Here is a 23,838-nt window from a genome sequence, read left to right as displayed (position 1 = left end):
AGGGGAGATAGGCTAGAGCCATTGATTGAACTTTTGAATGAACCATGTTTTAACTACTTGTGTCAATACACAGTAGCCTGTTAAAATGCCAATTAACCATGGGAAGTAACTGAATGGCAATGCTTGCATTTTTAAAGTGCTGGCCAAAGGCGAAAAGGGAATGGCAATGCCAATCAATATAATTAATGTGGTTAAGGCAACTACTGGCTTTGTGGCCCAGCTTTGGATAAAAGGTATTTTTCTGGTCCGGATCATATGTACGATCAAGGTCTGCGAAAGTAGCCCCTCGATAAACCAACCGCTCTGGAAAAGGGTTTGGTGCTCTGGTAGGTTGGCTTTAAATACAAACCACATTACGGCAAAAGTGGCATAATCGAATACAGAGCTAATCGGGCCAATAAATAGCATGAACCTGCTAATGCCACCTGCATCCCATTTTTGTGGTTTTTCAATGAAATCATCATCCATGCTGTCCCATGGAATAGCGGTTTGAGAAATATCATACAGCAGGTTTTGTACCAATAAATGGATAGGTAACATCGGCAAAAAGGGCAAAAATGCACTGGCACCGAGCATGCTAAACATGTTGCCAAAGTTGCTGCTGGCCGTCATTTTAATGTATTTGATAATGTTGCCGAAGGTCCTTCTGCCATAGATAACCCCTTTGCGCAATACCATCAGGTCTTTTTCTAACAAGATAATGTCGGCACTTTCTTTGGCAATATCTACAGCGGTATCTACAGAAATACCCACATCGGCATCCCTAAGCGCAGCTGCATCATTAATGCCATCGCCCATAAAACCAACAGTATGTCCTTTGGTTTGCAAAAGTTGAACAATTCGAGCTTTTTGAATGGGACTTAGTTTGGCCATAATGTTGGTCTCTTCCAATCTTTCGGTCAGCTGTTCATCGCTCAGCCGTTCAATATCTTTACCCAATAAAATATGCTGTACTGGAATGCCCACATCACGGCAGATTTTCTTGGTCACGATCTCATTATCGCCGGTGAGTACTTTAATGTTTACACCTAGCTTCTGTAAGCCCTCAATGGCAGGTTTAGCCGAAGGTTTAGCAGGGTCTAGAAAACCGATAAAACCAGTCAGCACCATGTTGGTTTCGTCAGCTATGCTGTAGTTGAGTGGTCTTTCATCATATTCTTTTATGGCCACCAATAACACACGCAGGCCTTCTTCATTTAATTTTTTGGAAGTTTCTAGCACAATTTTGCGCATTGTGTTGTCCATGGCTACAATATTGTCATTCTCGATATGGAGTTGTTTGTTTGCTCCCGGATCGAATGCGCTGCTGCAGTGTTCGAGCATTTCTTCTACTGCTCCTTTACAGATCAATAAATGTTTGCCATTTCTTTCTTCTAAAATTACACTCATCCTTCTTCTTTGAAAATCGAAGGGAATTTCGTCGACTTTAACAAAATCTGCCGTTGCATTGATGAAGTTGTGAATTTCTGCATGTTCCAATACGGCAACATCCAATAGGTTTTTTAGTCCCGTTTGGTGAAAACTGTTCAGATAAGCCCATTTCATTACTTCATCATCCTCATCACCAAAAACATTCAAGTGTCGTTCCAGTACAATCTTGTCCATGGTTAAGGTGCCTGTTTTATCAGTGCAGAGTACGTCCATTGCCCCAATATTCTGGATAGCATTTAGGCGTTTAACAATTACTTTTCGTTTGCTCATGTTTTTTGCACCTTTGGCCAGGTTGGCGGTTACAATCATCGGGAGCATTTCTGGAGTAAGGCCAACCGCTACAGAAATCCCAAACAACAAGGCGTCAAACCAATCGCCTTTGGTAAGCCCATTGATGAGAAATACCATAGGCACCATCACCAACATGAACCTGATCAGTAGCCAGCTCACTTTATTAATACCCTTATCGAAACTGGTTTCGGCCCGTTTGCCCGTAATGGCTTTGCTAATGGAGCCAAAATAGGTGGCACTTCCGGTATTGACAATAATTGCCATTCCAGTACCGCTTACTACGTTTGTGCCCATAAAGCAAATGTTGTCCATTTCCAATGGGCCATCATTTTGAATTGGCGCCAATTGTGCTGTTCTTTTTTCTACTGGAAGCGATTCGCCGGTAAGCATAGATTGGCTTACAAACAAGTCTTTACTCTGTACCAACCGGCAGTCGGCAGGAATCATATCGCCCGCACTTAAGAAAACCAGATCGCCGGGAACAAGGTCTATGATATTGAGCTCTGTTCTTTCTTTGTTGTTGCGGATAACCGTTGCCGTGGTTTTGACCATGCTTTTTAACGATTCTGCGGCTCTGTTGCTACTGTACTCTTGCCAAAAACGGAGCAGTGAGCTCAGCAATACCATTACACCCACTACAATTACGGTTTTGTAGCTTTGCTCTTCGGGGCTAGCCAGCAGTACATCGATGATGAATGAAACTGCCGCAAGTACAATCAGTACAGCTATAAAGGGGTTTAAAAAAGCCTGAAAAAGTTGGACATACCAGGCGGCAGCTTTTTCGTGTGCGATTTCATTGAAACCGAATTTTTTTCTTCTTTCGCTTACTTCTGCTGAGGATAAGCCATTTTCGCTGCTTTCCAACATGGTATAAAGGAAAGTGTTTTTTTCTTGGGCCGCTCTCCGCAAACGTTTTGCCGAAAGGTGATTAAAGTTTTCCGTTGTCGCGATTCTTTTTCGAACGGTTCCATTGATTTTGGTCAATAACTTCATGTTCTTGATATTTAATGTGTGTGAGCTAGAATGAATTTTTTGTGCACATTGTGCGAAAAGCACTTGCTGTTACTGTTTTGGCAGTATGGAGAAACTGGATATTCCTGTTAAGGCAGAAGCCTTACACTTACTTTGAAGAACCAGGTATTCTTCGAGACTTAAAAAGCAGGTGTGTTTTAGATGCGATTTGCAGTGCTGCAATAACTGGTATTGCATTTTTCTTTTTTTAGGCATGAGCATAAGATTTGTCCCATCGGTGTAGGACTGCCAAAAAAAGCTAATCCAGTTTAGAGGGGAAGATTTAAAAATTGATGATTACTATTCGGATCGCTGTCCATGTTTATTTTTTTTAACTGCCGCAAAAGTAGGGTATATCAAAAAAGCCCCCGGTTAGAGGAGCCTTAGAAGTTCATTAGAATTTAATTAGAGAAATAGGGGATTGCCTAAAAGCTAAACATGAGGAAGCTCAATGGTGAAGACCGTACCTTCGCCGATTTTCGATTGTAAGTTAATGGTTCCGCTGTGTAGCTCTACAATCTTTTTGGTTAAAGAAAGCCCGATGCCATTTCCAGTGGCATAACTTTGATTGGCTCCACGATAAAATGCCTTGAAAACATGTGGAAGATCTTTTTCGTCAATTCCAATGCCCTGATCCTGAAAACGAAGAATGGTTTTGTCTTTGAAATAGTTGATCGCAACTGTAACCTCCATTGCTTTGGAAAACTTACAGCCATTTTCCATCAGGTTAATCAATGCCAATTTCAGCAGGTATTCGTTGCCTAAAACCGAGATAAAATCATCGTCTTCAATTTCAGTTTCAAAAACAATATTCACCTTGTAGCTAGGTTGTAGGTGCAGTACGTCTGCTCTGGCATCTACAATCAGCTCATCTATGCGCAATTCTTTAAAGGCAATTTCGGTAAAATCGTAATTGGTTTTGGCCAAGTCTAAAAGGCTATTGGATAAACGCACTAGTTTTTGGGCATCGCCAATGGCATGCACTATTGATTTTTGATAAGTCTCTTGGTCACGCTCTTTCTCTACGGTAAGCTGTAGCTCGGTAAGCATGGCTGTTAAGGGGGTTCTCAGTTCATGAGAGATGTTAGAAACAAATTCTTTTTGGGCATCAAATGATTTTTCGAGCCTATTGAGCATGGCATTAAAAGTAATGGCCAGTTCAGCAATCTCATCTTTGCCATTACCCTCTTTAATCCTTAAATCTAAATTGGTGGCTGTAATCTCCTCTACTTCATCAATTAAATTAGAAACAGGTTGAAGCGCCTTATTGGCCAAGAATAGGCCACAAAGGTAAATGAGAACAATAGTAACCAGAAATGCAATGATCAATGTGTATTTGAGATTATCGAGCTTGGCATAGCCGAGTTGGTCGTTAGCAGCAGCCGTGAGTACATAATTTCCGGTCTTGTGCTGGTATAAAATACCCACCACCTGCATCTTGCCCTGATAAAATTCGATGTAATGCTGTTTAACAATCTCAGCAATCATTTGAGGGGTCTCTTTTACCTTGTCAATGTCTACCGCATCATGGTATTTTAAATGGAAAGAAGTATCGTAAATGGCTACTTCCTCTTCGTACAATACATTTTGGGCATTTCGGTAAATCAACTGTAAAACCGCTGGCGAAACCTTGGCATCTAAAAGTAGCTTTGCCTTGGTAATGGCAATGTTGTGCAATTGTTTATAGTATTCCTCTTCTCTGTTTTTATTGAAAGAAAGATAAATAACAAGTGCAAAAACCAAGAATATGGCTGCAACAATACCAGTAAACAGTAAGGTGAGCTTATTGCGGATTTTCATCGGTTTATAGTTTAAATATAAAGCCTAGGCCCGGTTTGGTATGGATCAATTTGCTGGCGAAATCTTTATCAATTTTCTTTCGGAGATAGTTGATGTAAACATCAATAAAGTTCGTTCCGGTATCGAAATGGGTATCCCATACCTTTTCTGCAATCTCTGTTCTGGTCAACAATCTTTCTTTGTTTTGGATCATGTATTCCAGCAGTTTGAGTTCTTTAGGGGTAAGGTTAATCTCTACGCCAGACCGAAATACTGTTTTGGTATCGTTATTCAATTGGAGATCGGCATATTCAATTAAGGTTTCTTTTGGTTTGATCTCCAAAGTATTTCTTTTCAACAAGGCACGGATCCGAACATAAAGCTCTCGCAGATCAAAAGGTTTAACCATATAATCATCAGCCCCTGCATCAAAACCTTCTACCTTGTCATCTGTTGTGCCTAAAGCAGTGAGCATGATAATTGGCAGATGAGGGTATTCGGTCTTGATTTCCTTGCACAGCTCAATACCACTGAGCTTAGGTAAAATGATATCGGTAATGATTAGGTCGTAGGTATTTGCAAAGGCTAATTTTTTTCCAAATGCGCCATCGTAGGCTAGGGTAACTGCAAATCCCTGTTCTTCTAATCCTTTTTGAATTAGTCCGGCAACTCTTTGTTCATCTTCTATCAATAATATTTTCATGTCGGCAAGAGATTAGCACACAAAAATAGGGTTAGTTTAAGTAAGTCTTAAATTTTAACGTTAAATCTGCTTTGTTTTGTAAATATATCAAAGTATTGCGATCAATTTTTGAAATACACTTAGCCAATAAATAATCGATATCTTTATTCGTTAAAAGGTTAAATAAATCCTAAACTTTGTAAATTCAAATTTAAGAAGATGGATAAGGAGCAAACACAATTGTATAGGAAAACCAAGTATCGATTAGCATTAATCGGATTATTGTGCCTATCTGTAATCTGGGTAGCTTTTGGTTTCACTAGCCGTGATGATTTTGACATGGCCAAACAAGAGATTTTATTGAGGAAGATTGGCCATGAGGTATTATTGCAAGCTGGCGATCGCACCTCTAGGGTACTTCCTGTTAAAAAAATAGCAGAGAATGAATACCAGATCAGGTTTGAGCAAGAGCTTACCTTTCAGGCAGATTCGTTGGTAAAGATCATCAGCAGCGCTTTATCAAAAGATAAGATTGACCATAATTATATTGTGAATGTTTTAAACTGCGGTGGTAATGATGTGATATTTGGTTATGCCATTTCTAAAAATGAAAAGGATAATATCATTGCCTGTTCTGGAAGAGTACAGCCTAAAGCTTGTTACGTGATCGATGTGAAATTTCAAAATTCGGGCATTACCGACTTGCAGAAAGGTTACTTGGTTGGTGGTTTGCCTTTGCTGGCCTTTGTTGGTTTGATTTTTTTAAGATCGGGTAAAACCGGAAAAGATAAAAGCGAACCGCATTCTATTGAGGGTGAAGGTTTCAAAATAGGAGACACGCTTTTTGATGCAAAAAAACGTTTGCTCATCACGTCAACAGCAACTACAACATTAACGGCAAAAGAAAATAAACTCCTGCTCATTTTTGCCCAATCGCCAAATGCCATTATCGAAAGAAGTAGGCTTCAGAAAGAGATTTGGGAAGATGAAGGTGTAATTGTTGGTAGGAGCTTGGATATGTTTATCTCGAAATTGAGAAAGAAATTAGAAATTGATCCGTCTATCCAATTGATCAATATTCATGGTAAGGGTTATCGGCTAACGCTGGCTTAAACAGTTTGTGTCTTTTTGATATAGATCAAAAGAGATGTGCTGTTAAATCGTTAAATTCGTTGATAGAGTTGAGCTGTAAATCAGCTGAGCAACAATCAAAATTAAACCAAATGAAAAATAAACTGGTTCATTTTGCCATTCATATTGACGATATGGATCGGGCAAAAGATTTTTATGGTGACGTGTTTGACTGGGGTTTCAATGCTTATGGTCCGAGCGATTTTTTGCAGATCAAAGCTGATCAATCGGAAGATGGGGAATTGATTGGGGCCTTACAATCCAGACAATATTCTCCTGTAAAAGAAAAACTAATTGGTTTAGAATGTACCATTGCGGTAGCGGATATTAACGAAATTATACAAAGAGTTGAAAGCAAAGGCGGACAAATTCTCATGCCAAAAATGGCCATCCCTTATGTGGGCTGGATTGCCAAGTTTTTAGATACCGAAGGTAATTTAATTTGTGCCATGCAAACAGATCCGAGTGCCAGATGATGACAGAGAGACCTATACATCCAGATTTTCAGGCTTTATTGGTGCAGAAAGAACAAGAGGTAATTGAGTTGTTTTGCGATTTAAGGGCGTTTATATTAGACCTATATCCAGACAGCAATGAGCTGATTTATCATACCCATGCCTTAACAGCTGTTTTTTCAACCTCAGAGAAATTGGGCGATGCTTATTGTATGATCCCAATCTATACCAATCATTTGAACTTGGGTTTTAACAAAGGCACTTTGTTAGCCGATCCGCATCATTTGCTTGCTGGTACAGGAAATCTGATTAGACACATCCCTGTTAAGGCAGAGAGCGATTATAGGAATGAGAAAGTGAAACAACTGCTCCAAACTGCCATAGATTTTGCAAAAAAGGATATGGATAAACCTAGCAAAACTGTAGGGCAAACCATTTCTAAAATCAATAAAAAATAGAAAGCCTTACCTGGTGGGGTAAAGCTTTCGTGAGTTATAGTTGTTTAGTTTATTGCTTAAAATAATTTGTTTTTACCACCAATCTTTTCTCCAAAATTTCTGATGTTATAGGTGAAAGTAAGTAGCCCATATCTTCTAATGGTACTGCCCTGCATATCTTCTATCAAGTTTTCGCGAACCGTTCTCGAGGCCATGATATTTTGGTCGAGGATATCGTTAACCGCAAATTTTAATTGACCTCTCCGGCCTTTTAAGAAAATATAGGTTACGGCTGCATTCCATTTGTAATAATCTTTCAATAAGCCCGGTACCGAATTAGGGTTGTAGCGGTAATCTAACGAAGTTTCCCAAACCAGTTTATCCGCAATGCGGAAGATAATTTCGCTCTTCGAATCGTGATAGGTTAAAGATTGACTGGTAAACTCTTTGCTTTCGTATTTATTGCTGAAACGGGTAAGGCTATAAGCTTGGTTCAGCTCAAACTTGTCGTTCAGGTTAATCCTGATTTCGCCAGAGGGGCGAATGCTCCAAGTCTGGAAATCGCTTTTTACCTGATTGAGCATCACCAACGATTGGTTAAGTGAGCTATTGTTTGAAGCTATAAATGAGATCTGACGATTGTTTGCCAATTTCCAGTCTTTTTGAAAAGAGAGGTTATTGCCGATGGTCCATATCCCACTGCTATTGATAGGCATTGTACTTTGTACGCCTGAACTGTTAAGGGTACGAGAAATAATGGTAGCGTTTTTAACTATCGATCCATTAAAGCCAATGTTATAAGTCATGAAACGTTTGGTGTCGTACTTCCTTATCGATAAGTTTAAGGCATTGTTATAGGATGGCTTCAAGTCTGGATTTCCTTTTCTGATAAACAATGGATTGGTGTTGTTTACTACAGGTTGTAGGTTGGCCATGGCAGGCTCGCGATAATTGGTCTGGTAGCTGAGGTTAAAGATATCGTAGCTGATGTTGAATGAAGGAAGTACAAAAAAGAAATTCTGTTGAACGGAAGTGCTGGCACTAAATGCATTTTTAGCGATATAAGAACTTAGGCCTATACCTGGGCCAAAAGATAATTTTTTGAATTTCCAACGGATGCTTGTCGTAACATCATTTTTCATGCCTGATCTTATAAAATCTTGAGACAATGAAGGCACGCCAATGATGTATTGCTCATTGATGTCTGGTAAAAAAGTCCCAATGTCATTGGTGTTATGGAAGTAAGAAGAATTAATGCTCGAGCTAAAGCTGGTTTTTTCGTTCCAAAGATCGTTGTAATACGCCATGAAAAGATTACTTGTATTACGCGTATCATTCCTTCTTAACTGATTTAAGATACTTTGCGATGGTGGTTGGAAAAAGTAATTGTTCGCCTTGTTAAAAAGATTGGTGTTAGTGTTGTCGATATTGGTAATGTTGTAGGCATCAAAAGTTCTTCCTTTTTTAGTAAAGTTGGTGATTACTCTTAACACAGACATGTAGGTAAAACCATTGTTGCGGTTTTGTTGGTCGTTATTGCTTTGGTTAAGTATGCCCTTGTTATTGGTAGAGTTGATATCGAAAATTTGGCGGGTATTTTCTTTAGTAAAAACAAAAGTAGGCCTAAATTCTACACGCAATTTTGGCGATAGGTTAAACGCTACTTTCGAGCCTATCATTTGGGCATGGGTACGAGCTTGTTGGTCCATATTCTGTCTGGTAATGAGCAAGGTATCCTTATAATTTTGTTGGGTGTTCCTCAATTCATCATAATCTGATACTACGGCGCCATAAAAATAGTTAAGGCTAAACTGTACTTTTTTGATCATGGTATTGAAGTTTCCGCCACCACCAGAAGATGTCATTAATCCAGAGCCAAAACCGCCAAAAGATACCTTATCGATAGAGAGACCGCCATTACCGTTGCCATTGGCATTGCCCCAACCACTTCGGTTAAAACCACCCACAGAACGTAGATCGGTAAAGGCAAAAGCTGCTTTGTTCAAATTGTTGCCATAGCCTAATAAACTGATTTGCGTAGTATCTCTAAAAAGGTTCAACATGGCTCCTGCTTCTCCTTTGTCTTTGAAGCCTCCACCGGCATATATTTTACCAAACATTCCTTTTTTGATGCCGGGTTTTAGTTTAAGGTTAATCACTTGCGGAATATCTGCTTCAGGCATCAGGGGATTTAGCCTTATCGCTTCAGGATCATTCATGGCCTGTACTTTGTCTATGGTATTGGCTGGGAGGTTCTTCGAGGCAATGCGTACATCTCCACCAAAAAACTCTTTTCCATCTACATAAATGGTCGATACTCTGCGGCCATTCACCAAGATATTTCCATCCTTATCTACATTTACCCCGGGCAATTTGCGCAATAGGTCTTCTACCAAAGCATCTGGTAAGGTTTTAAAAGAAGCTGCATTAAACTCTACAGTATCTTTTCTTACGGTAATGGGTGGGCGTTCGGCGTGTACTACAATCTCATTCAGGCTCAGGGCAGAAGTGTTCATCAATATTTTACCCAGATCGACCTGAAGTTTGTCGCTGCTGATCAACAATTCTTTGCGGTAAACTGCATAACCTGTAAAAGTAACCACTACCCTTAATTGAAGTGCAGTAGGGAGCAAGGGGATCCGAAACTCTCCTTTTTCATCACTTAACTTATAACTGATTAGGGTGGTATCTGTTGCTTTGTAAATACTTATGGTTGCATAAGTAATGGGTTTCGAAGTAGTAGAGTCGATCACTATACCTTGGATGCTTCCTTTATGGTCTTGTGCTTTCGAAAAAAGAGATAGGGTACATAATGATAAAAGTAGAAATAAGATTCTCATGGTAGTTTGGGCTTGTTTTGGTTTTTTACAAGACACCCAACTTTTTTAGATGTTGCTTGGGTTAAGGAAAATTGTTAGATAGTAATCATTAGTTAGCCAATTCAAAAAAATGAGATCAATCACTTTTTTGAGTGTATGGATGTCATAGATTTTATATGTTTAAACATTTATTTTTGAATGATAATCCCCTTAAAATCAAATGATGATGAAGAATTTTAAAAATTTTGTATTTCAAAAAACAGGACTTTTTAGCATCGTATTATTGCTGATCGTTGTGATCTGTATCTCTTTTGTAAGAACTAAAGAAGAAGAAATCTATTATAAAAGTTACGATCGTTCTAAGATTGCTGTAGAAGGGAGTTCTACTATTGGCAATTGGTCGGTTACTGCTTTAAATTTTGCTTGTAACGGTTATTTCAGTCTAGAAAAGGACGAGCTGCAAGAACTATCGCAATTGAGTTTTGTATTGCCGGTAAACGAACTTAAAGGCGAAAATCCATTAATGAATGAGGCGATGGATGAATTGTTTAGGTACAATGGTGTAACTCAGATCAGCTTTAAACAAAGCAATGCCATGGTGCTATCTGTAATGAAAATGACCAATGTTATTGGCGAGTTACAAATAGGGGGCAAAAGCAATCGAGTTGCATTGCAGTTGCACCATGTGGTGAATAAAGACCAAAGTTTAACATTTCGAGGAACACACTATATCAAACTGAGCGATTACCAGTTTAAAATGCCCGAAACGATATTGGGAGCTATTAAAAACAACGATGAGATCAAGATAGATCTAGAGATAACCTTAAGCAATGAGCAGATTGCCGTAGTTAAATCTCAAGATTTGAGCAGATAATAAAATAGCTTAGATGCGGGTTCGTTTTTTGTAAATATTAGCGGGTACCTTGGTAATTAAGGATAAAGCCAGTATGGTAAAGATAATTTGTAGGATCATCATAAATACACCCAGAAAATCGGTGCCTGGTAAATTGCAGATATACCAAAGGCGATAAACGCTTCGAGCCAATAAAAGAACTAAAAGATATTTACTCCAATTGAAGCTTCTTTTAACCAATACAAAAGAAAAATACCTGAGCAGAAGGATAACCACCGCTAAAATTACATCTGCTAGGTCTTCTAATCCGTGAATAAAAATGTTGATTACACCAATAATAAATGTACCTAGGACAAAATAGGAAGCCAAAGTATAACTATTAATAAACTTAACTTTCATGAGCGATTAAGGGATCGATAAATAATTAAGGGCGATGATGACCCTAAATATCGTAATTTTTTTTACATGCCCAATTGTAATTCTCCTTTTTAGCGATATAAGTTGGGAATATTACCAAGTATGAAGGTTTTTGGCAGTTATTCTTTTAATGAGTTCTATACATGCTCTGCCATTGTGGTAGGGGCATTTCCAAAAGCCAGCTTTATCTTCGCCCTGCATAAGCGAGTAATCACTGTTAAGTCCCCAATGCCATTCTCCCTTTTGCTTGTCTCTAATATATTGTTTAATAAAAGACCAACTTTGTAGGGAATGGGTTAGAAATTGCTCGTCTCCGCTAAGCTGCCAAGCATTAAAAAAACCAACCATGGCCTCGGCCTGTGGCCACCAATGCCACTCTTTAATCCAGTGTGCAGTTGCGGTATCATATTCATACCATAGCCCACCATTTTCAGCTAAACCTTTGGTGCTGGCCTTACTGATATTTAGTGCAAGGTTTTTGAATTGAACAATTGCTGTTGGGTCGGCGATCATTTCTGCGGCTTCTTGTAATAACCAGGCTGCTTCAATGTCATGCCCGAAAGAAACTAACGAAGATTTCACTTCCCAGTTCTCTGCAAAAAACAATTGGAGATGATAAGTGTCTTTATCAATGATGTGTGTAGAAAAATTAGCTAATAATTTCTTTATGGCCTGTGCCAAAGCTTCGTTTGGCCATACGGCATAAAGATTGGTATAAGCTTCGATTACATGCAGATGCGTGTTCATCGATTTTTTTTCGTTTTGATCTTTGTCGCTTAAACGCAGATCGTCAATTTCTTGCCAATTTTTGGTAAAGGCTTCTAAATAACCTAAGTACTGATGATCAAAGCTGTGTTGCTCCAATAATGAAAAGCCATCAATGGCCAATGCCAAAGCTTTTTCGTTTTGGGTAGCCTTATAATATTCGGCAAATGCGTAAATGGCAAAAGCTTGTCCGTAAACTTGCTTTTTGCCATCTAACATTGCTCCCTTAAAATCTACAGCCCAATAAAAACCACCATTTTCTGTGTCTAAAAAATGGGTAGTGAGGTAGGTAAATGCCCTATCTGCCATGGCAAGATAAGGCTGCTTGCCAGTTAATAAATAGGCCGAAGCAAAAGTGTAAAGGATCCTTGCGTTTAAGACCAGGCCTTTTGGCGCAGTTGGAGCCACGGTATTGTTGTGGTCTATCTTGCCATAAAAACCACCCTCTTCTGTATCAACTGTAAAGGTGATCCACCAGTTGAGCAGGCTTTCCAGTTCAGCTGTTACTTCGGTTTTGTAAGTATTTATTTTTTCGGGATCCATGTTACAAATGCGCAGATTGTCCGTTTAAATTTACGGCAATAGGCGTCTCATCTGCAATTTTTTTATTCCGATCAATAATATCTATAATGGTGTTTACAGAAGTAGCAGAACGTAGACCGTCTTCTGGGTTGTTGATCACATAATCGGTTAATTGGGCAATGGTACTTGTAGCCACATGCATGCGGGTGTCTGAAGAAGCGTAATAGATGTAAACAGTTCCATCTTCATCCGCAATCCAACCGTTGCTGAACACCACATTAGACACATCTCCAATTCTTTCTCTTCCTTCTGGTGCTAAAAAATAACCTGCAGGTTTATGGATCACTTTAGTAAGGTCGTTGAGGTCTGTCATAAACATGTACAACACATATCTTAATCCAGCGGCCGTGTTTCTTACGCCGTGGGCCAAATGTAACCAACCTTTTGATGTTTTGATAGGGGCCGGACCTTGTCCATTTTTAGCTTCGTAAACAGTATGGTAAACTTTTTTATCAATCACAATTTCAGTTGTTACCACTGCATTTTCTATAGAAGCAGAAAGGCCAAAGCCAATGCCACCACCATTGCCGGCATCAACAAATCCATCTTGTGGGCGGGTATAAAAGGCATACTTTCCATGTACAAACTCGGGGTGCAATACTACATTGCGTTGCTGCGGAGAGGATGTTTTTAAATCGGCCAACCTTTGCCAGTCTACCAGGTTTTTGGTGCGTGCAATTCCACACTGTGCAATGGCCGCAGATTGATCGCCAGCGCTAGCACTCGGATCTCTACGTTCGGTGCAAAAAAGACCGTAGATCCAGCCATCTTCATGAGCTACCAATCTGATGTCGTAAATGTTGGTATCTGGTTCATGCGTTTCTGGCATCACCACCGGATATTCCCAAAAGCGGAAATTGTCTATCCCGTTAGGGCTTTCGGCTACTGCAAAGAAAGATTTTCTATCGTTTCCTTCTACTCTGGCAATCAACACATATTTGTCTTGCCATTTAATAGCACCTGCGTTAAGTACGGCATTAATGCCAAACCTCTCCATTAAATAAGGATTGGTTTGAGGGTTAAGGTCGTATTTCCAATTGAATGGCACATGGCCAGCTGTTAATACTGCGTTTTTATATCTATTGAAAAGGCCATTTCCTTCTTCAATCTTTTGGTTTGGAGTTTGAATTAACTCTTCCTGGTTTTTGGCCAATTGTGTAATGCGTTGTTCGAAATTCGTTTTCATGTGTTTTCTTAATCTTCTAATCTATTCCACCAGGTTCTTTTTAAAGTAAAGATGATGACGGCTAAAATGGCTAGGGCTATCCATAAAGGGGAGTACATTCCTGTAATGAGGTACATTGGTGCAATGGTTAAACAGAGCTGTGCAATAACGCCAAGTACTACGTTGAACATATCTAGCTTAAAGTTTTTATTGGCTTCAAAAGTTGGGTCTTCTGCTGTTACAATACGATGTATGGGTTGCCAAAATCCCCATGGTCTTACCGTTTTATAAAATGAGGTTAACACAGTAGTGTCTGTTGGCGGAGCGGTATAGGCGCCAATTAAACAACCAATAAAGGAAAGCACAAAGAGCAATGGCCACCAATATAAGGGAAGGCCCGTTGTTACATAAGGCATTAACAAGGCTGCACCAACACCAACGGCCATTCCCCAGAAAAAGCCATTGGCATTAAAGCGCCACCAATACCATTTTAAACAATTGGCAGCCACATAGCCACCATATAAACCTCCAACTATCCATTGCAGCACATTGTTTACATCGTTGGCTAAAAAGCCAAAAAAGATCCCTACAGCTACTACTACTACACCTACAATGTAGTTCATAGACATGATTTTTTTAGTTGCTGCGGTAGGGTTAATGTATTTTAAATAAATGTCGTTTACGATGTAGGCTTGTGCCGCATTTAAAGTGCCACTGAATGTGCCCATAAATGCCCCTAGCAGGCCAGTTAATACTAAACCTAATACACCAACAGGTAAAAAATTGTTGATGGTTGCGGGCAAGATGCGCTCGAAATCGGTTACGCCATCTGGTCCTTTTAGGTAAAGCTGGTTGTAATATAAAAGCGCTAGCACGGTTAATCCGGTAATCATAGAGTAGCGGATAGGCAAAAGGATAATGCTTACAAAACCAGTCATTTTACTGGCCTCTTTTGGGCTACGTGTACTCAATATTTTTTGCATATCGTAGTTCGGAGCCGGACCTGCCAATGAGGCGAAAATCCCTTTCATCAACATCATCATAAAAAAGATCCCGAAGAGACTAAAACCATCATCGGCAATTTTCTTGTTGGCATCGGCAGCAATCTTGCTCCAATCGAGGTTCAGTTTCCAGCTAAAGAAAGGGTCGTTCCATCCCTTTGGTACGTTTAAGGTTTGTCCGTTTAAATGTTGTACAGCAATTACACCAATGGCAATACAAGCCAAAGTCATGATCGAATACTTAATGGCATCGCCCAAAACAATACTGTGCATACCTCCAATAATAGAATAGAACATGGCGAACAAGGTAAATACGATGCCATAAAAATGGGGTACATATTTATCGGTTACATGGAAAGGGATGTAGTCTTTAATCGCATCCCAAGGAATGAAAACTTGTACAAACTTGCCCAAGCCCACAAACCCATAGGCCAAGAAACCGAGGCAGCTGATTAAGGCAAAGGCAATTACAATTACATGCGAACCTGTAACTCCTTTTCCGCTAAGGCCAAATCTGGTTTTTAACCATTCGGCACCTGTGGTAGCATTAGATCTTCTGAGCCATTTAGACAAGAACATCATCATAAAAACCTGGTTAAAAACAGGCCATAACCATGGGATCCAAATGCTTTTGAAGCCGTATACAAAACAGAGGGCAACCATCCACATGGTTCCGCTAATGTCGAACATGTCGCTCGCATCGCTAAGTCCCAGCATATACCAAGGCAATTTTTTGCCGCCCATTAGATAGCTTTCTTTATCTTGCTTGGCCTTGTTTCTCATGTAAAAACCAATGAGCACCATGGTGGCGAGATAGGTAACCAGAATTAAAATGTCTATGAGTTGTAGTTTCATGTAAGCGTTAAGGTTATTGGTATATTTTTTTGGTGCCTAGGGCTTTTTCGAATAATATTTTGTTGTATTGGTAAAATTTCTTGAAATCTTTTTCAGATACCTGCCCCTTGTAAGGTGCGTAATAATGCATCTTTTTCATAGAAGCTGAATAACCAGCATTGCGCCAAACCAATACATAGGCCAAAGGATAATCTTTAATGGCAGGTAATAAAGTTTCTGTCCACCAAGTTGCATCTGGTATGGCCTCGAAACCTGTTTCGGCAAAGGCCGCCAATTTATTTTTTTCTTTGGCTACTTTAGTTAGGATGGTAGATTGATGGCGTACGGCATTGATGAATTTTTGTTTGTCTTTCTGTTCAAACTGATAAAGGTCAAAACTCACCACATCTACCAGATCATCGCCAGGATAACGTTCTAAAAACTCGTGCTCGGTGTTAAAATCGTTGGTGTTGTATACAATGATCAGGTTGTGGAGCTGCTTTTTGTTTCTGAGGTAATTGATGGTAAATTGCCAAGCCTGTTTCAGTTCGGCAGGGGTAGAGGTGTTTTTGCCCCACCAAAACCAATTGCCAGTGAGTTCATGAAAAGGGCGAAACAAAATGGGGATAGCCTCATTTTTGCTACCTTTTAAGCTTTGCATAAATTGCGCAGCCTTATCTAACCACGAGCTATACAATTGGTGTTTGGCTCCGCCAGGTAAAATGGCGGCTACCGAATTTTTGGTGGTATCCCAAGAGGAGCCGCCAGTAAGTGGATTGTCGAAATGCCAACTTAAGGTAATTGCAGCTCCTTTTTTATAAGCTTCTTGGATGTACTTGCGCATTTGGTTAAAAGGAACACCATCTATGTTTTTAGCACTACCCAGTTCTATCCGGCCCATATCCCAACCATAAATGGCTGGATAATCATTTACCACATCTTTAATGTCGCTTTTACCCGCAACATATTTCCAGTTTACCCCATAAGCCAGGTCATCTTGATGTCCAAATAAAGTATATTGCTTACTCAATTTGTGCAAATTTTTGTAAAGCGCAACTGTTTCTTTGGTGGCTAGGGGGTCGCTTAAAGATTGGGCATTCAAAGTACAACTCGCTAATAAGAGTAGGCTGCTCAAAATGCTTGGTAAAATGATCTGCTTTAATTTCATGTAAGGGATACGGCTAATTTTTGCTTAAAAATTTAATCAACTAGTAGAAACCAATGTCGTCAATGTAAATCTGAGAGGCTATTCCACTAAATTCTTGGAAAGTAATGTAGTCTATGAGTGTTGGGCTACCCAAATTGGTTAATGGAATTTGGTAATCTGTCCAAGCACCTTCAGTTAGAATCAGATCGTAAGTTGATTTTGCTGGAGTTAAAGAAATTCTCACTTTTTTACCTGCGGTACCTGGCCCACCATAAATAGAGATCTTAAGTACAGTATAACCAGTTGTGCTAAAGGTAGGAATACACCTGAACCTTGCGGCACCAAATCCAACCGAGTATTTATGTCCAATGGCTATCGTTCCACGTCGCACAATTACAGATTGGGCCATATCCCAGGTACTGCTATAAGAAGTATTGCTCCATCCACCTCGCAATGCTTCGTCAAAAATGACATGTTTAAGGCCAAAGGTTTTGGTAGCGGTAACTGTTCCAATTGGAGTGGTTACTGCAATGGGCCCATTAGTTACGCCTGCAGGTACTTTTACCTTAATTTCGGTTTGACTGCTAGATACAATGCTGGCCGTTACGCCGTTAATGGTTACCCCAGTTAAGCCCTTAAAATAATTGCCCTTAATGGTTACTTGATCATCGGGTGCACCAGCAGCTGGATCAAAATCTGTAACCAATGGAGCGGGTTGTAATATTTTGAAATTGAGTGTGGCGGTGCCATATTTTGTAGTTACCGTAATTGGATTGTTTACGGGGTCTTTTAAAGTAGAAGGGATCTTCACCGTAATGCTGTTATCGTCGGCATAGACTAATGAATCGGCAGCTAAAGTACCATTAAAATCTACTTTAGAAGTGGTAGCCAGATTGGTGCCTTTAATTAAGATCCACTCGCCATAACCAACAGAAGCCAATGGAGCTGTTCGTGCTGTAAGATTAGTTACCTCGCTTAAAGTTGGCGCTGCAGCATTCTCCGTTTTATCTTTTTTACAGGCGGCTAAAAATAGCAGCATTAGTGCAACCATTGCATAAATGCGTATTGATGGCGTATTTTTTTTCATACTTATAGGATTGAAAGTCATGATTAAATAAATATATCAATTTTACCAGCCCGGGTTATTGCCCTTAATCGCTGTATTAGAATTTAGTTCGTTAAGTGGTAAAGGCAACAATAGGTTTTTAAGCGACCTCAATTTAGAGATGCTGTTCTGTCCGGTTGTAATTTTGTTCATTACCTGTAAATAAACGCCCCAACGCATCAGGTCAAAACGTCTCACACCTTCTAGGTTAAATTCTCTTGCTCGCTCTGCCAAAACAAAACTTCTGAATTGTTCTTTGCTCATCCCTGTTGGAGCTGGTGTGGCGCTTACTCTGGTACGAATAACATTTAAGGCATCGTAGGCTTGGGTAGAAGCATCGTTTACTTCATTTTCTGCCTCAGCATACATCAACAATACATCTGCATAACGCATCAGCGGAAAAAATGCATCGCTATTGGCCACAGTTGGATCGGCTACCGAACTGTATTTAATAACATAAGCTCTTTCGGCTCCGGTTGTTCCGGTATTGTTATAATTCACTCCATTTACAACTTTGTATAAGGCTGCTTGCCACGATGGGTAGAAAATATTTGTGCCCTGTAGGGTAGTATAATTATGTGTTACACCATCTAATACTCTTTTGTCGGCATCTTCATAGTCGCTATAATGGTTGTTGGTTGTCCATACTGCGCCTTGACCAAATACAGATCTGGCCGAGAAATAAGCACTCAGGTTATTTACAAAAGCAGTTCCTGCTAGCGATTGCAATTCCCACATTTGTTCTTTCGAGTTTCTGCCTGCAATGCTCCACAAATCTTTCCAGTTTGGAGTGAGGGTATATAAGTTGCTTGTTATAATTTCGGCCGCCTTATCTCTTGCTAAAGTATAATAAGCTTTGGTGTCTAAGCCTTCTAAGCCAGCTACTACTGTTTTTGCATAAGTATAATAACCATTGTCTGTACCGCCTCTTACCGTTACGTTACCAACCAAAGAGCCAGAAGCCATGGTTAAATAGGTTTTAGCTAAAAATGCCTTGGCTACACCTTGGTTAACCCGGCCTGCTTCTCCAACTTTGGCATGCCCTAAGGGTAATAATTTGGTTTCGGCAGCTTTCAAATCGTTAATTACTTGCGCATAGCTATCTTTTACTGAAGCACGTGGTACATTGGTTTCTGGATTTTCTGCTGATAAGGATTTTAAACGGATTGGCACACCGCCATAGAGCTGAACCAGTTGAAAATAAGCCCAACCTCTTAAGAAATAAGCCTCTCCTAAAATTCTATTCTTGATATCTGGATCAATATCAGTAATGTTCACTACATTTTCTAATACGGTATTTGCACGAGCAATAATGGCATAACAGCCTACCCATGGTCTGTCCCAGCCAAAATAGGCCTGAGGGTTACCTGCGCCCGTAGTGCCCAAAAACCAATCGGCTCCAGAAACATGGTCGTCATCTAAAACCGTCATGTTCCAGAAAGGCTGTAGATACAGATCGTAAGTATATAATTCGTTGTAAACCCCATTGATGGCTGCTTTTGCATCGCTTTCGTTTTTGTAGAAATTTTCTGGCGAATAAAAAGAGTAGGGGGTTTCTTCTAGTGCTTTTTTGCAAGAGCTGGTTAATAAACAGCTGCCAACAACAAATGCTATAAAATATTTTGAAATCGCTTTCATATTATATTTTTAATAAGGTTAAAAATTGCAACGTAAAGACAGGTTATAAGTTCTCGAGTTTGGATAGCCACCTAAGTCTACACCAAATAAAGCAGGATTGTCTCCATAACTATTGATCTCTGGATCGTAACCTGAATAATTGGTAAAGGTGAACAGGTTGCTTACTCCTACAGAAACCTTCAATGCCGAAATGGTTTTTGATCGCATTGGAACATTATACCCTAAAGTAATGTTCTTGATCCTTACAAAACTACCATCTTCTATAAATCTTCTGCTAAACAATTGATTTCTAAAAAATTGGCGCATTATTTTTGGCCCTGTGGCATTGGTGTTGTCTTTACCTTGCGCCCAAGCACCATCGGCCATTTCTTGTGTAATGTTTTTATTGGTGCCTAAATTTCCATTAAACCTGGTGTTCATGTTAATGATATCGTTGCCTTGTACACCGTTGATGAAAATACTCAGGTCGAATCTTTTGTATTTGAAATTGTTGATGAAACCGAAAGTATAATCGGGGTTTACATCGCCAATAAAGGTTCTGTCGGTTTGAGAGATATTGCTTGGGTCGCCATCTAAGTTTTTGTATTTGATCTCACCAATAGTTCTTAAAATAATTGGGTCTCCCTGATTGGTGTAGGCTGGATCATTTCTAACCTCTGCTTCATTGTCGTAATAACCATCTTCTACATAACCGTACAATGCACCAATTGGCATGCCTACAGTTTGGATAAATGGTGCATCGCCAGTAGAGATGTTTCTGCCATATTGTTCTGTTACGTTAGGGCTTAAGCTTAAAATCTTGTTTCTGTTAAATGAGATGTTGAAGTTAGAATTCCATTCGAAATCTTTGCTCTTGGCAATGGTTCCGTTTAGGGTAACCTCTAATCCTTTGTTCTGTACAGAGCCAGAGTTAACCAGCTTAGTTTGGAAACCTGTAGAAGAAGGGATGATCAGGTTTTGTAAAAGATCATCCGTTATTTTTTTGTACAATTCTACATGCAAGTTTAACCTGTTTTTAAATAGACCTAAATCTAAACCTAAATTATAGGCGGTAGTGGTTTCCCATTTTAACTTTTCGTTAGCCGGGCCAGAATACAAATCGTTAGCCAAACCAGTTTGTACAGCACCACCAAATGGATAGTTGTATACACTTAGTTTAGCCAATGAGGCATAACTGCCAATTCCTTGATTACCTGTTTGGCCATAACTTGCACGGATTTTTAAATCGCTAATCTGTTCAATGTCTTTGATGAAGTTCTCGTTAGAAACTTTCCATGCCAAAGCTGCTGAAGAAAAACCTGCCCATTTATTGTTCTTGCCAAATTTGCTCGATCCATCTTGGCGGTAAGAAACGGTTAACAGGTAACGATCGTCAAAACTATAGTTGGCACGACCTAAGAAAGAGATCAGTGTAGATTGGTAGCGCGAAGAAATAATTGGAAGAATAACCTCGCCAGCGGCTAAGTTTTCGTTCTGTAACGCGTCATTTGGAAATGTTTTGGCTTCAGATCTTTTGCTGTTGCCATTGGTGCGCTCAAAAGTTCCAGCACCCATTAAATTCAAGCTGTGTTTGCCAATGGTTTTGTTATAAGTTAAAATGCTTTCTGCAGTACCACTGTTCCATAGGTTATCGGCTTTTAAACCCCAACCTTTTACCGCAAACCCTTCGTATACACTGCGTGGGTAGTATTGGTCTCTTGTGCTCGATGCATAGCTGAAACCAATGTTTTGTCTAAACTTGAAGTCTTTTAAAAAAGTAGCTTCCATGTAATTAGAAGAGAAAATGTTTAGTCCCTTTACCTTGTTTAATACATCGTTAACGTAGATAGAAGGATTGGTGATGAAGGCATCGCCCACGCCATCGTAAACCGCTGGTTCGCTTATTGTAGAAGGGAAGGTAATGGCAGAGCGGATAACGCCTGCACTTGCTGCATCAGATTTATCGGTTCCTGTTTTTACACCATTGGTTGTAGTGCTCGAAAACGTGGTGCTGGTACCCACCTTAAATGTTTTGCTAATGTTTCTGCCCAAGTTTAATCCTAAGCCTAATTTGCTGTAGCCAGAATTTGAAATGGTACCTTGTTGGTCTAAATAGTTAAAGGTAATGCTATGGTTGCCCATATCGCTACCACCAGCAATGTTAACTGAATAATTTTGGTAAATACCACGACGGAAGATCTGATCTTGCCAATTGTTATTGTTGCCAATGTAATCTTGTGGGCCTTTAGAATAGTAGGTTTTTCCAGGGTTTAAAGGATCTGGTACCTGTGCCCCTGGGTAAGGGATATTGTAATTTGTACCCGTGTATTTGTTGGCATTGGCATAGGCTAGATTCTGATAAGCTGCATATTCTGATGCATTAAGTACATCGAGTTTTTTAGAAACCTCTGCCACGCCTGTAGTTACATTCACCTCTACTCTGTCTTTTCCACTTTTTCCTTTTCTGGTAGTGATCAAAACCACGCCATTTGCTCCACGAGAACCATAAATAGCTGTTGCAGAAGCGTCCTTTAAAATATCAATACTTTCTATTTCGCTAGGATTAATAAAAGCCATGGCATTTAAGGTCTGTTTTTCATCTTCGCCAATTGACATTGGTGTAGAGCCAGAACTCGAGTTGTTAAAAGGAATGCCATCTATTACATACAATGGTTCTGTGCCACCCAAGAAAGAGTTCGATCCTCTAATTTTAATACTCAAACCTGCGCCTGGCGAACCGTCATTCTGTGTAACGTTTACGCCAGCAATTTTTCCTTGCAAGGCTTGTAGAATGTTAATTGGACCATCTTTAAGCAAGTCTTCGCGTTCAATTCTGGCAACGGAGCCAGTAAGGTCGGCCTTTTTAACAGTGCCATAGCCAATCACTACAATATCAGAAAGCATAGTGCTCTTTGACTTTAAAATAATGTTGAATGATGTTTTGTTGCCAATGGTAAACTGTTGTTCTTCCATTCCTAAAAATGAAAATACAATGGTTTGGTTGGCAGCTGCGCTGATGATAAAATTTCCATTGACATCGGTATTGGTTGCCAATTTGGTGTCTTTTATACCAACTGAAACACCAACAAGTGGAGTTCCACTCTCATCAGATACCTTGCCCGAAATTTTTTTGTCTTGGGCAAAGCAATTGGTAATGGATAACAGGCATACAAGTAGTGCCAATAAATTAGTGGTTAGTTTATTAAGCATAAGCGGTTTATTTGGTTTACTCAAAAGTAGTAGTCTATCTAATGCACAAAATAATACTATTTTATCCATTTATAATATTTTTATCGCTTTAACATTCTTTATTTTCAAAATAAACGTGATTCATCTTTGTTTAAACTATTTTAATTAGCAAATTGCTTGTGGTTGTTATATATTTGATGACTGATATTATTTTATCCTGTTTATTGATATTATTTATTCACTTACTGTGTAATCAAATATGATAAAGGAAATAACACCACTAACCAACAGCGATTGTTTCACCATTTTTGAGCGGAAGAAACAGGATTTCGACTTTCCGTTGCATTACCATGAGGAAATGGAACTGAACTTTATTTCTAATGCTACAGGAGCGAGAAGGGTAGTAGGAGATCATATTGAGGAAATTGGAGAGATTGAATTGGTACTGATCGGATCTAATCTTCCACATGTGTGGGAAACCCACAAATTAAGTGGACAAGAGATACACGAAGTAACCATCCAATTCCATAAAGACCTGTTTGATGAGAAGTTTTTGCGTAGAAACCAGTTGCGTGTAATTAGGGAGATGTTTGAGAAATCGAAATGTGGTATTCTATTTTCGAAAGAAACCGCTCAGACCATTGGCCCAAGATTGGTAAAGTTGAACAAGAAACATGGTTTTGATTCGGTGTTGGAACTGATGTCTATTTTGCACGATCTTTCTACTTCTAGAAACATGCGTACACTCTCTGATTCTACCTTCAGTAATGCTGAATTTTCTTACAGCAGCAGGCGTGTAGAAAAGGTAATGGAGTACATTAACTTTAATTTCGATAAACAAGTGAGTTTGGCAGAAGTTGCCCGAATAGCCAACATGACGGAGGTGTCTTTTAGCAGGTTCTTTAAAAGCAGAACAGGCATTAGTTTTATTGATAGTTTGATTGAGATCAGACTAGGGCATGCCTCCAGAAAATTGATAGACACCACCGAAGCTGTAGCAGAAGTAGCTTACAATTGTGGGTTCAATAACATCTCTAATTTTAACCGAATTTTTAAAAAGAAAAAGGGCTGTACGCCTAAAGAGTTTAGAGATAATCTCTCAGGTCACCGTGTTTTTGTTTAAGTAT

Annotated in this window: 17 protein-coding genes; 5 read left to right on the top strand and 12 right to left on the bottom strand. The window is 39.5% G+C overall.

Going from position 1 to position 23,838, the window contains the following annotated elements; genetic code table 11:
- Positions 1 to 12 precede the first annotated feature (12 nt).
- The 3 genes from mgtA to AQF98_RS14980 all read right to left on the bottom strand — a co-directional run bounded on the left by mgtA (position 13) and on the right by AQF98_RS14980 (position 5,215).
- Positions 13 to 2,715 carry a magnesium-translocating P-type ATPase gene (mgtA, locus tag AQF98_RS14990; RefSeq protein ID WP_082435096.1) on the bottom strand — a complete coding sequence of 901 codons (2,703 nt, stop codon included), beginning with the start codon at positions 2,713 to 2,715 and terminating at the stop codon, positions 13 to 15.
- A gap of 450 nt (positions 2,716 to 3,165) precedes the next feature.
- Entirely contained in the window at positions 3,166 to 4,533 is a 1,368-nt protein-coding gene (locus AQF98_RS14985; protein WP_055132770.1) for a HAMP domain-containing sensor histidine kinase, read from the bottom strand.
- Between the two features lie 4 nt (positions 4,534 to 4,537).
- Positions 4,538 to 5,215, bottom strand: coding sequence for a response regulator transcription factor (locus tag AQF98_RS14980; RefSeq protein WP_055132769.1), 678 nt, complete (start codon positions 5,213 to 5,215; stop codon positions 4,538 to 4,540).
- Between the two features lie 198 nt (positions 5,216 to 5,413).
- Here AQF98_RS14980 and AQF98_RS14975 point away from each other — a divergent pair, with 198 nt between their 5' ends.
- From AQF98_RS14975 to AQF98_RS14965, 3 genes are all read left to right on the top strand, one after another.
- Positions 5,414 to 6,307 carry a helix-turn-helix domain-containing protein gene (locus tag AQF98_RS14975; protein ID WP_055132768.1) on the top strand — a complete coding sequence of 298 codons (894 nt, stop codon included), beginning with the start codon at positions 5,414 to 5,416 and terminating at the stop codon, positions 6,305 to 6,307.
- A gap of 110 nt (positions 6,308 to 6,417) precedes the next feature.
- Complete coding sequence (locus AQF98_RS14970) at positions 6,418 to 6,801, top strand: VOC family protein (protein ID WP_152969732.1); 384 nt, start codon at positions 6,418 to 6,420, stop codon at positions 6,799 to 6,801.
- On the top strand, positions 6,798 to 7,238 hold the full coding sequence (locus AQF98_RS14965) for a DUF1801 domain-containing protein (protein WP_055132766.1): 441 nt from the start codon (positions 6,798 to 6,800) through the stop codon (positions 7,236 to 7,238). The genes AQF98_RS14970 and AQF98_RS14965 overlap by 4 nt, the downstream gene beginning before the upstream one ends.
- Positions 7,239 to 7,294: 56 nt before the next feature.
- Here AQF98_RS14965 and AQF98_RS14960 read toward each other — a convergent pair whose 3' ends face one another.
- Positions 7,295 to 10,057, bottom strand: a complete 2,763-nt coding sequence (locus tag AQF98_RS14960) for an outer membrane beta-barrel protein (RefSeq protein ID WP_152969731.1) — start codon at positions 10,055 to 10,057, stop codon at positions 7,295 to 7,297.
- 205 nt (positions 10,058 to 10,262) lie between these two features.
- Between AQF98_RS14960 and AQF98_RS14955 the strand changes: the two genes are divergently transcribed.
- On the top strand, positions 10,263 to 10,910 hold the full coding sequence (locus AQF98_RS14955) for a YceI family protein (protein WP_161805876.1): 648 nt from the start codon (positions 10,263 to 10,265) through the stop codon (positions 10,908 to 10,910).
- A gap of 9 nt (positions 10,911 to 10,919) precedes the next feature.
- Here AQF98_RS14955 and AQF98_RS14950 read toward each other — a convergent pair whose 3' ends face one another.
- From AQF98_RS14950 to AQF98_RS14915, 8 genes are all read right to left on the bottom strand, one after another.
- Positions 10,920 to 11,288, bottom strand: a complete 369-nt coding sequence (locus AQF98_RS14950; protein WP_055132763.1) for a hypothetical protein — start codon at positions 11,286 to 11,288, stop codon at positions 10,920 to 10,922.
- Positions 11,289 to 11,399: 111 nt separating this feature from the next.
- Positions 11,400 to 12,614 carry an AGE family epimerase/isomerase gene (locus tag AQF98_RS14945; protein WP_055132762.1) on the bottom strand — a complete coding sequence of 405 codons (1,215 nt, stop codon included), beginning with the start codon at positions 12,612 to 12,614 and terminating at the stop codon, positions 11,400 to 11,402.
- Position 12,615: 1 nt separating this feature from the next.
- The gene (locus AQF98_RS14940; RefSeq protein WP_055132761.1) at positions 12,616 to 13,839 is read right to left on the bottom strand and encodes a glycosidase; all 1,224 of its coding nucleotides are present in this window, start codon (positions 13,837 to 13,839) and stop codon (positions 12,616 to 12,618) included.
- 8 nt (positions 13,840 to 13,847) lie between these two features.
- Positions 13,848 to 15,674, bottom strand: coding sequence for a sodium:solute symporter family protein (locus AQF98_RS14935; RefSeq protein ID WP_055132760.1), 1,827 nt, complete (start codon positions 15,672 to 15,674; stop codon positions 13,848 to 13,850).
- 13 nt (positions 15,675 to 15,687) lie between these two features.
- The gene (locus tag AQF98_RS14930) at positions 15,688 to 16,821 is read right to left on the bottom strand and encodes a glycoside hydrolase family 26 protein (RefSeq protein WP_055132759.1); all 1,134 of its coding nucleotides are present in this window, start codon (positions 16,819 to 16,821) and stop codon (positions 15,688 to 15,690) included.
- A 40-nt stretch (positions 16,822 to 16,861) separates the two neighbouring features.
- The gene (locus AQF98_RS14925) at positions 16,862 to 17,887 is read right to left on the bottom strand and encodes an IPT/TIG domain-containing protein (RefSeq protein WP_055132758.1); all 1,026 of its coding nucleotides are present in this window, start codon (positions 17,885 to 17,887) and stop codon (positions 16,862 to 16,864) included.
- Positions 17,888 to 17,929: 42 nt separating this feature from the next.
- A complete protein-coding gene (locus tag AQF98_RS14920) occupies positions 17,930 to 19,543 on the bottom strand; it encodes a RagB/SusD family nutrient uptake outer membrane protein (protein ID WP_055132757.1) in 1,614 nt (537 codons plus the stop codon).
- A gap of 18 nt (positions 19,544 to 19,561) precedes the next feature.
- Positions 19,562 to 22,732, bottom strand: a complete 3,171-nt coding sequence (locus AQF98_RS14915; protein WP_055132997.1) for a TonB-dependent receptor — start codon at positions 22,730 to 22,732, stop codon at positions 19,562 to 19,564.
- 238 nt (positions 22,733 to 22,970) lie between these two features.
- Between AQF98_RS14915 and AQF98_RS14910 the strand changes: the two genes are divergently transcribed.
- Positions 22,971 to 23,834: an AraC family transcriptional regulator gene (locus AQF98_RS14910; protein ID WP_055132756.1), complete on the top strand. Its 864-nt coding sequence runs from the start codon at positions 22,971 to 22,973 to the stop codon at positions 23,832 to 23,834.
- Positions 23,835 to 23,838: the final 4 nt, after the last annotated feature.

It is taken from the genome of Pedobacter sp. Hv1 (genome assembly GCF_001412215.1).
GTDB lineage: Bacteria > Bacteroidota > Bacteroidia > Sphingobacteriales > Sphingobacteriaceae > Pedobacter.
This window is presented reverse-complemented; position numbering and strand designations above follow the sequence as displayed.

What these genes read in the sequence shown, in the direction of transcription:
- AQF98_RS14940 (WP_055132761.1), bottom strand. Translation starts at nt 13,839, where the DNA reads ATGAAAACGAATTTCGAACAACGCATTACACAATTGGCCAAAAACCAG.
- AQF98_RS14920 (WP_055132757.1), bottom strand. Translation starts at nt 19,543, where the DNA reads ATGAAAGCGATTTCAAAATATTTTATAGCATTTGTTGTTGGCAGCTGT.
- AQF98_RS14975 (WP_055132768.1), top strand. Translation starts at nt 5,414, where the DNA reads ATGGATAAGGAGCAAACACAATTGTATAGGAAAACCAAGTATCGATTA.
- AQF98_RS14980 (WP_055132769.1), bottom strand. Translation starts at nt 5,215, where the DNA reads ATGAAAATATTATTGATAGAAGATGAACAAAGAGTTGCCGGACTAATT.
- AQF98_RS14985 (WP_055132770.1), bottom strand. Translation starts at nt 4,533, where the DNA reads ATGAAAATCCGCAATAAGCTCACCTTACTGTTTACTGGTATTGTTGCA.
- AQF98_RS14960 (WP_152969731.1), bottom strand. Translation starts at nt 10,057, where the DNA reads ATGAGAATCTTATTTCTACTTTTATCATTATGTACCCTATCTCTTTTT.
- AQF98_RS14930 (WP_055132759.1), bottom strand. Translation starts at nt 16,821, where the DNA reads ATGAAATTAAAGCAGATCATTTTACCAAGCATTTTGAGCAGCCTACTC.
- AQF98_RS14955 (WP_161805876.1), top strand. Translation starts at nt 10,263, where the DNA reads ATGAAGAATTTTAAAAATTTTGTATTTCAAAAAACAGGACTTTTTAGC.
- AQF98_RS14965 (WP_055132766.1), top strand. Translation starts at nt 6,798, where the DNA reads ATGATGACAGAGAGACCTATACATCCAGATTTTCAGGCTTTATTGGTG.
- AQF98_RS14925 (WP_055132758.1), bottom strand. Translation starts at nt 17,887, where the DNA reads ATGAAAAAAAATACGCCATCAATACGCATTTATGCAATGGTTGCACTA.
- AQF98_RS14935 (WP_055132760.1), bottom strand. Translation starts at nt 15,674, where the DNA reads ATGAAACTACAACTCATAGACATTTTAATTCTGGTTACCTATCTCGCC.
- AQF98_RS14945 (WP_055132762.1), bottom strand. Translation starts at nt 12,614, where the DNA reads ATGGATCCCGAAAAAATAAATACTTACAAAACCGAAGTAACAGCTGAA.
- mgtA (WP_082435096.1), bottom strand. Translation starts at nt 2,715, where the DNA reads ATGAAGTTATTGACCAAAATCAATGGAACCGTTCGAAAAAGAATCGCG.
- AQF98_RS14910 (WP_055132756.1), top strand. Translation starts at nt 22,971, where the DNA reads ATGATAAAGGAAATAACACCACTAACCAACAGCGATTGTTTCACCATT.
- AQF98_RS14915 (WP_055132997.1), bottom strand. Translation starts at nt 22,732, where the DNA reads ATGCTTAATAAACTAACCACTAATTTATTGGCACTACTTGTATGCCTG.
- AQF98_RS14970 (WP_152969732.1), top strand. Translation starts at nt 6,418, where the DNA reads ATGAAAAATAAACTGGTTCATTTTGCCATTCATATTGACGATATGGAT.
- AQF98_RS14950 (WP_055132763.1), bottom strand. Translation starts at nt 11,288, where the DNA reads ATGAAAGTTAAGTTTATTAATAGTTATACTTTGGCTTCCTATTTTGTC.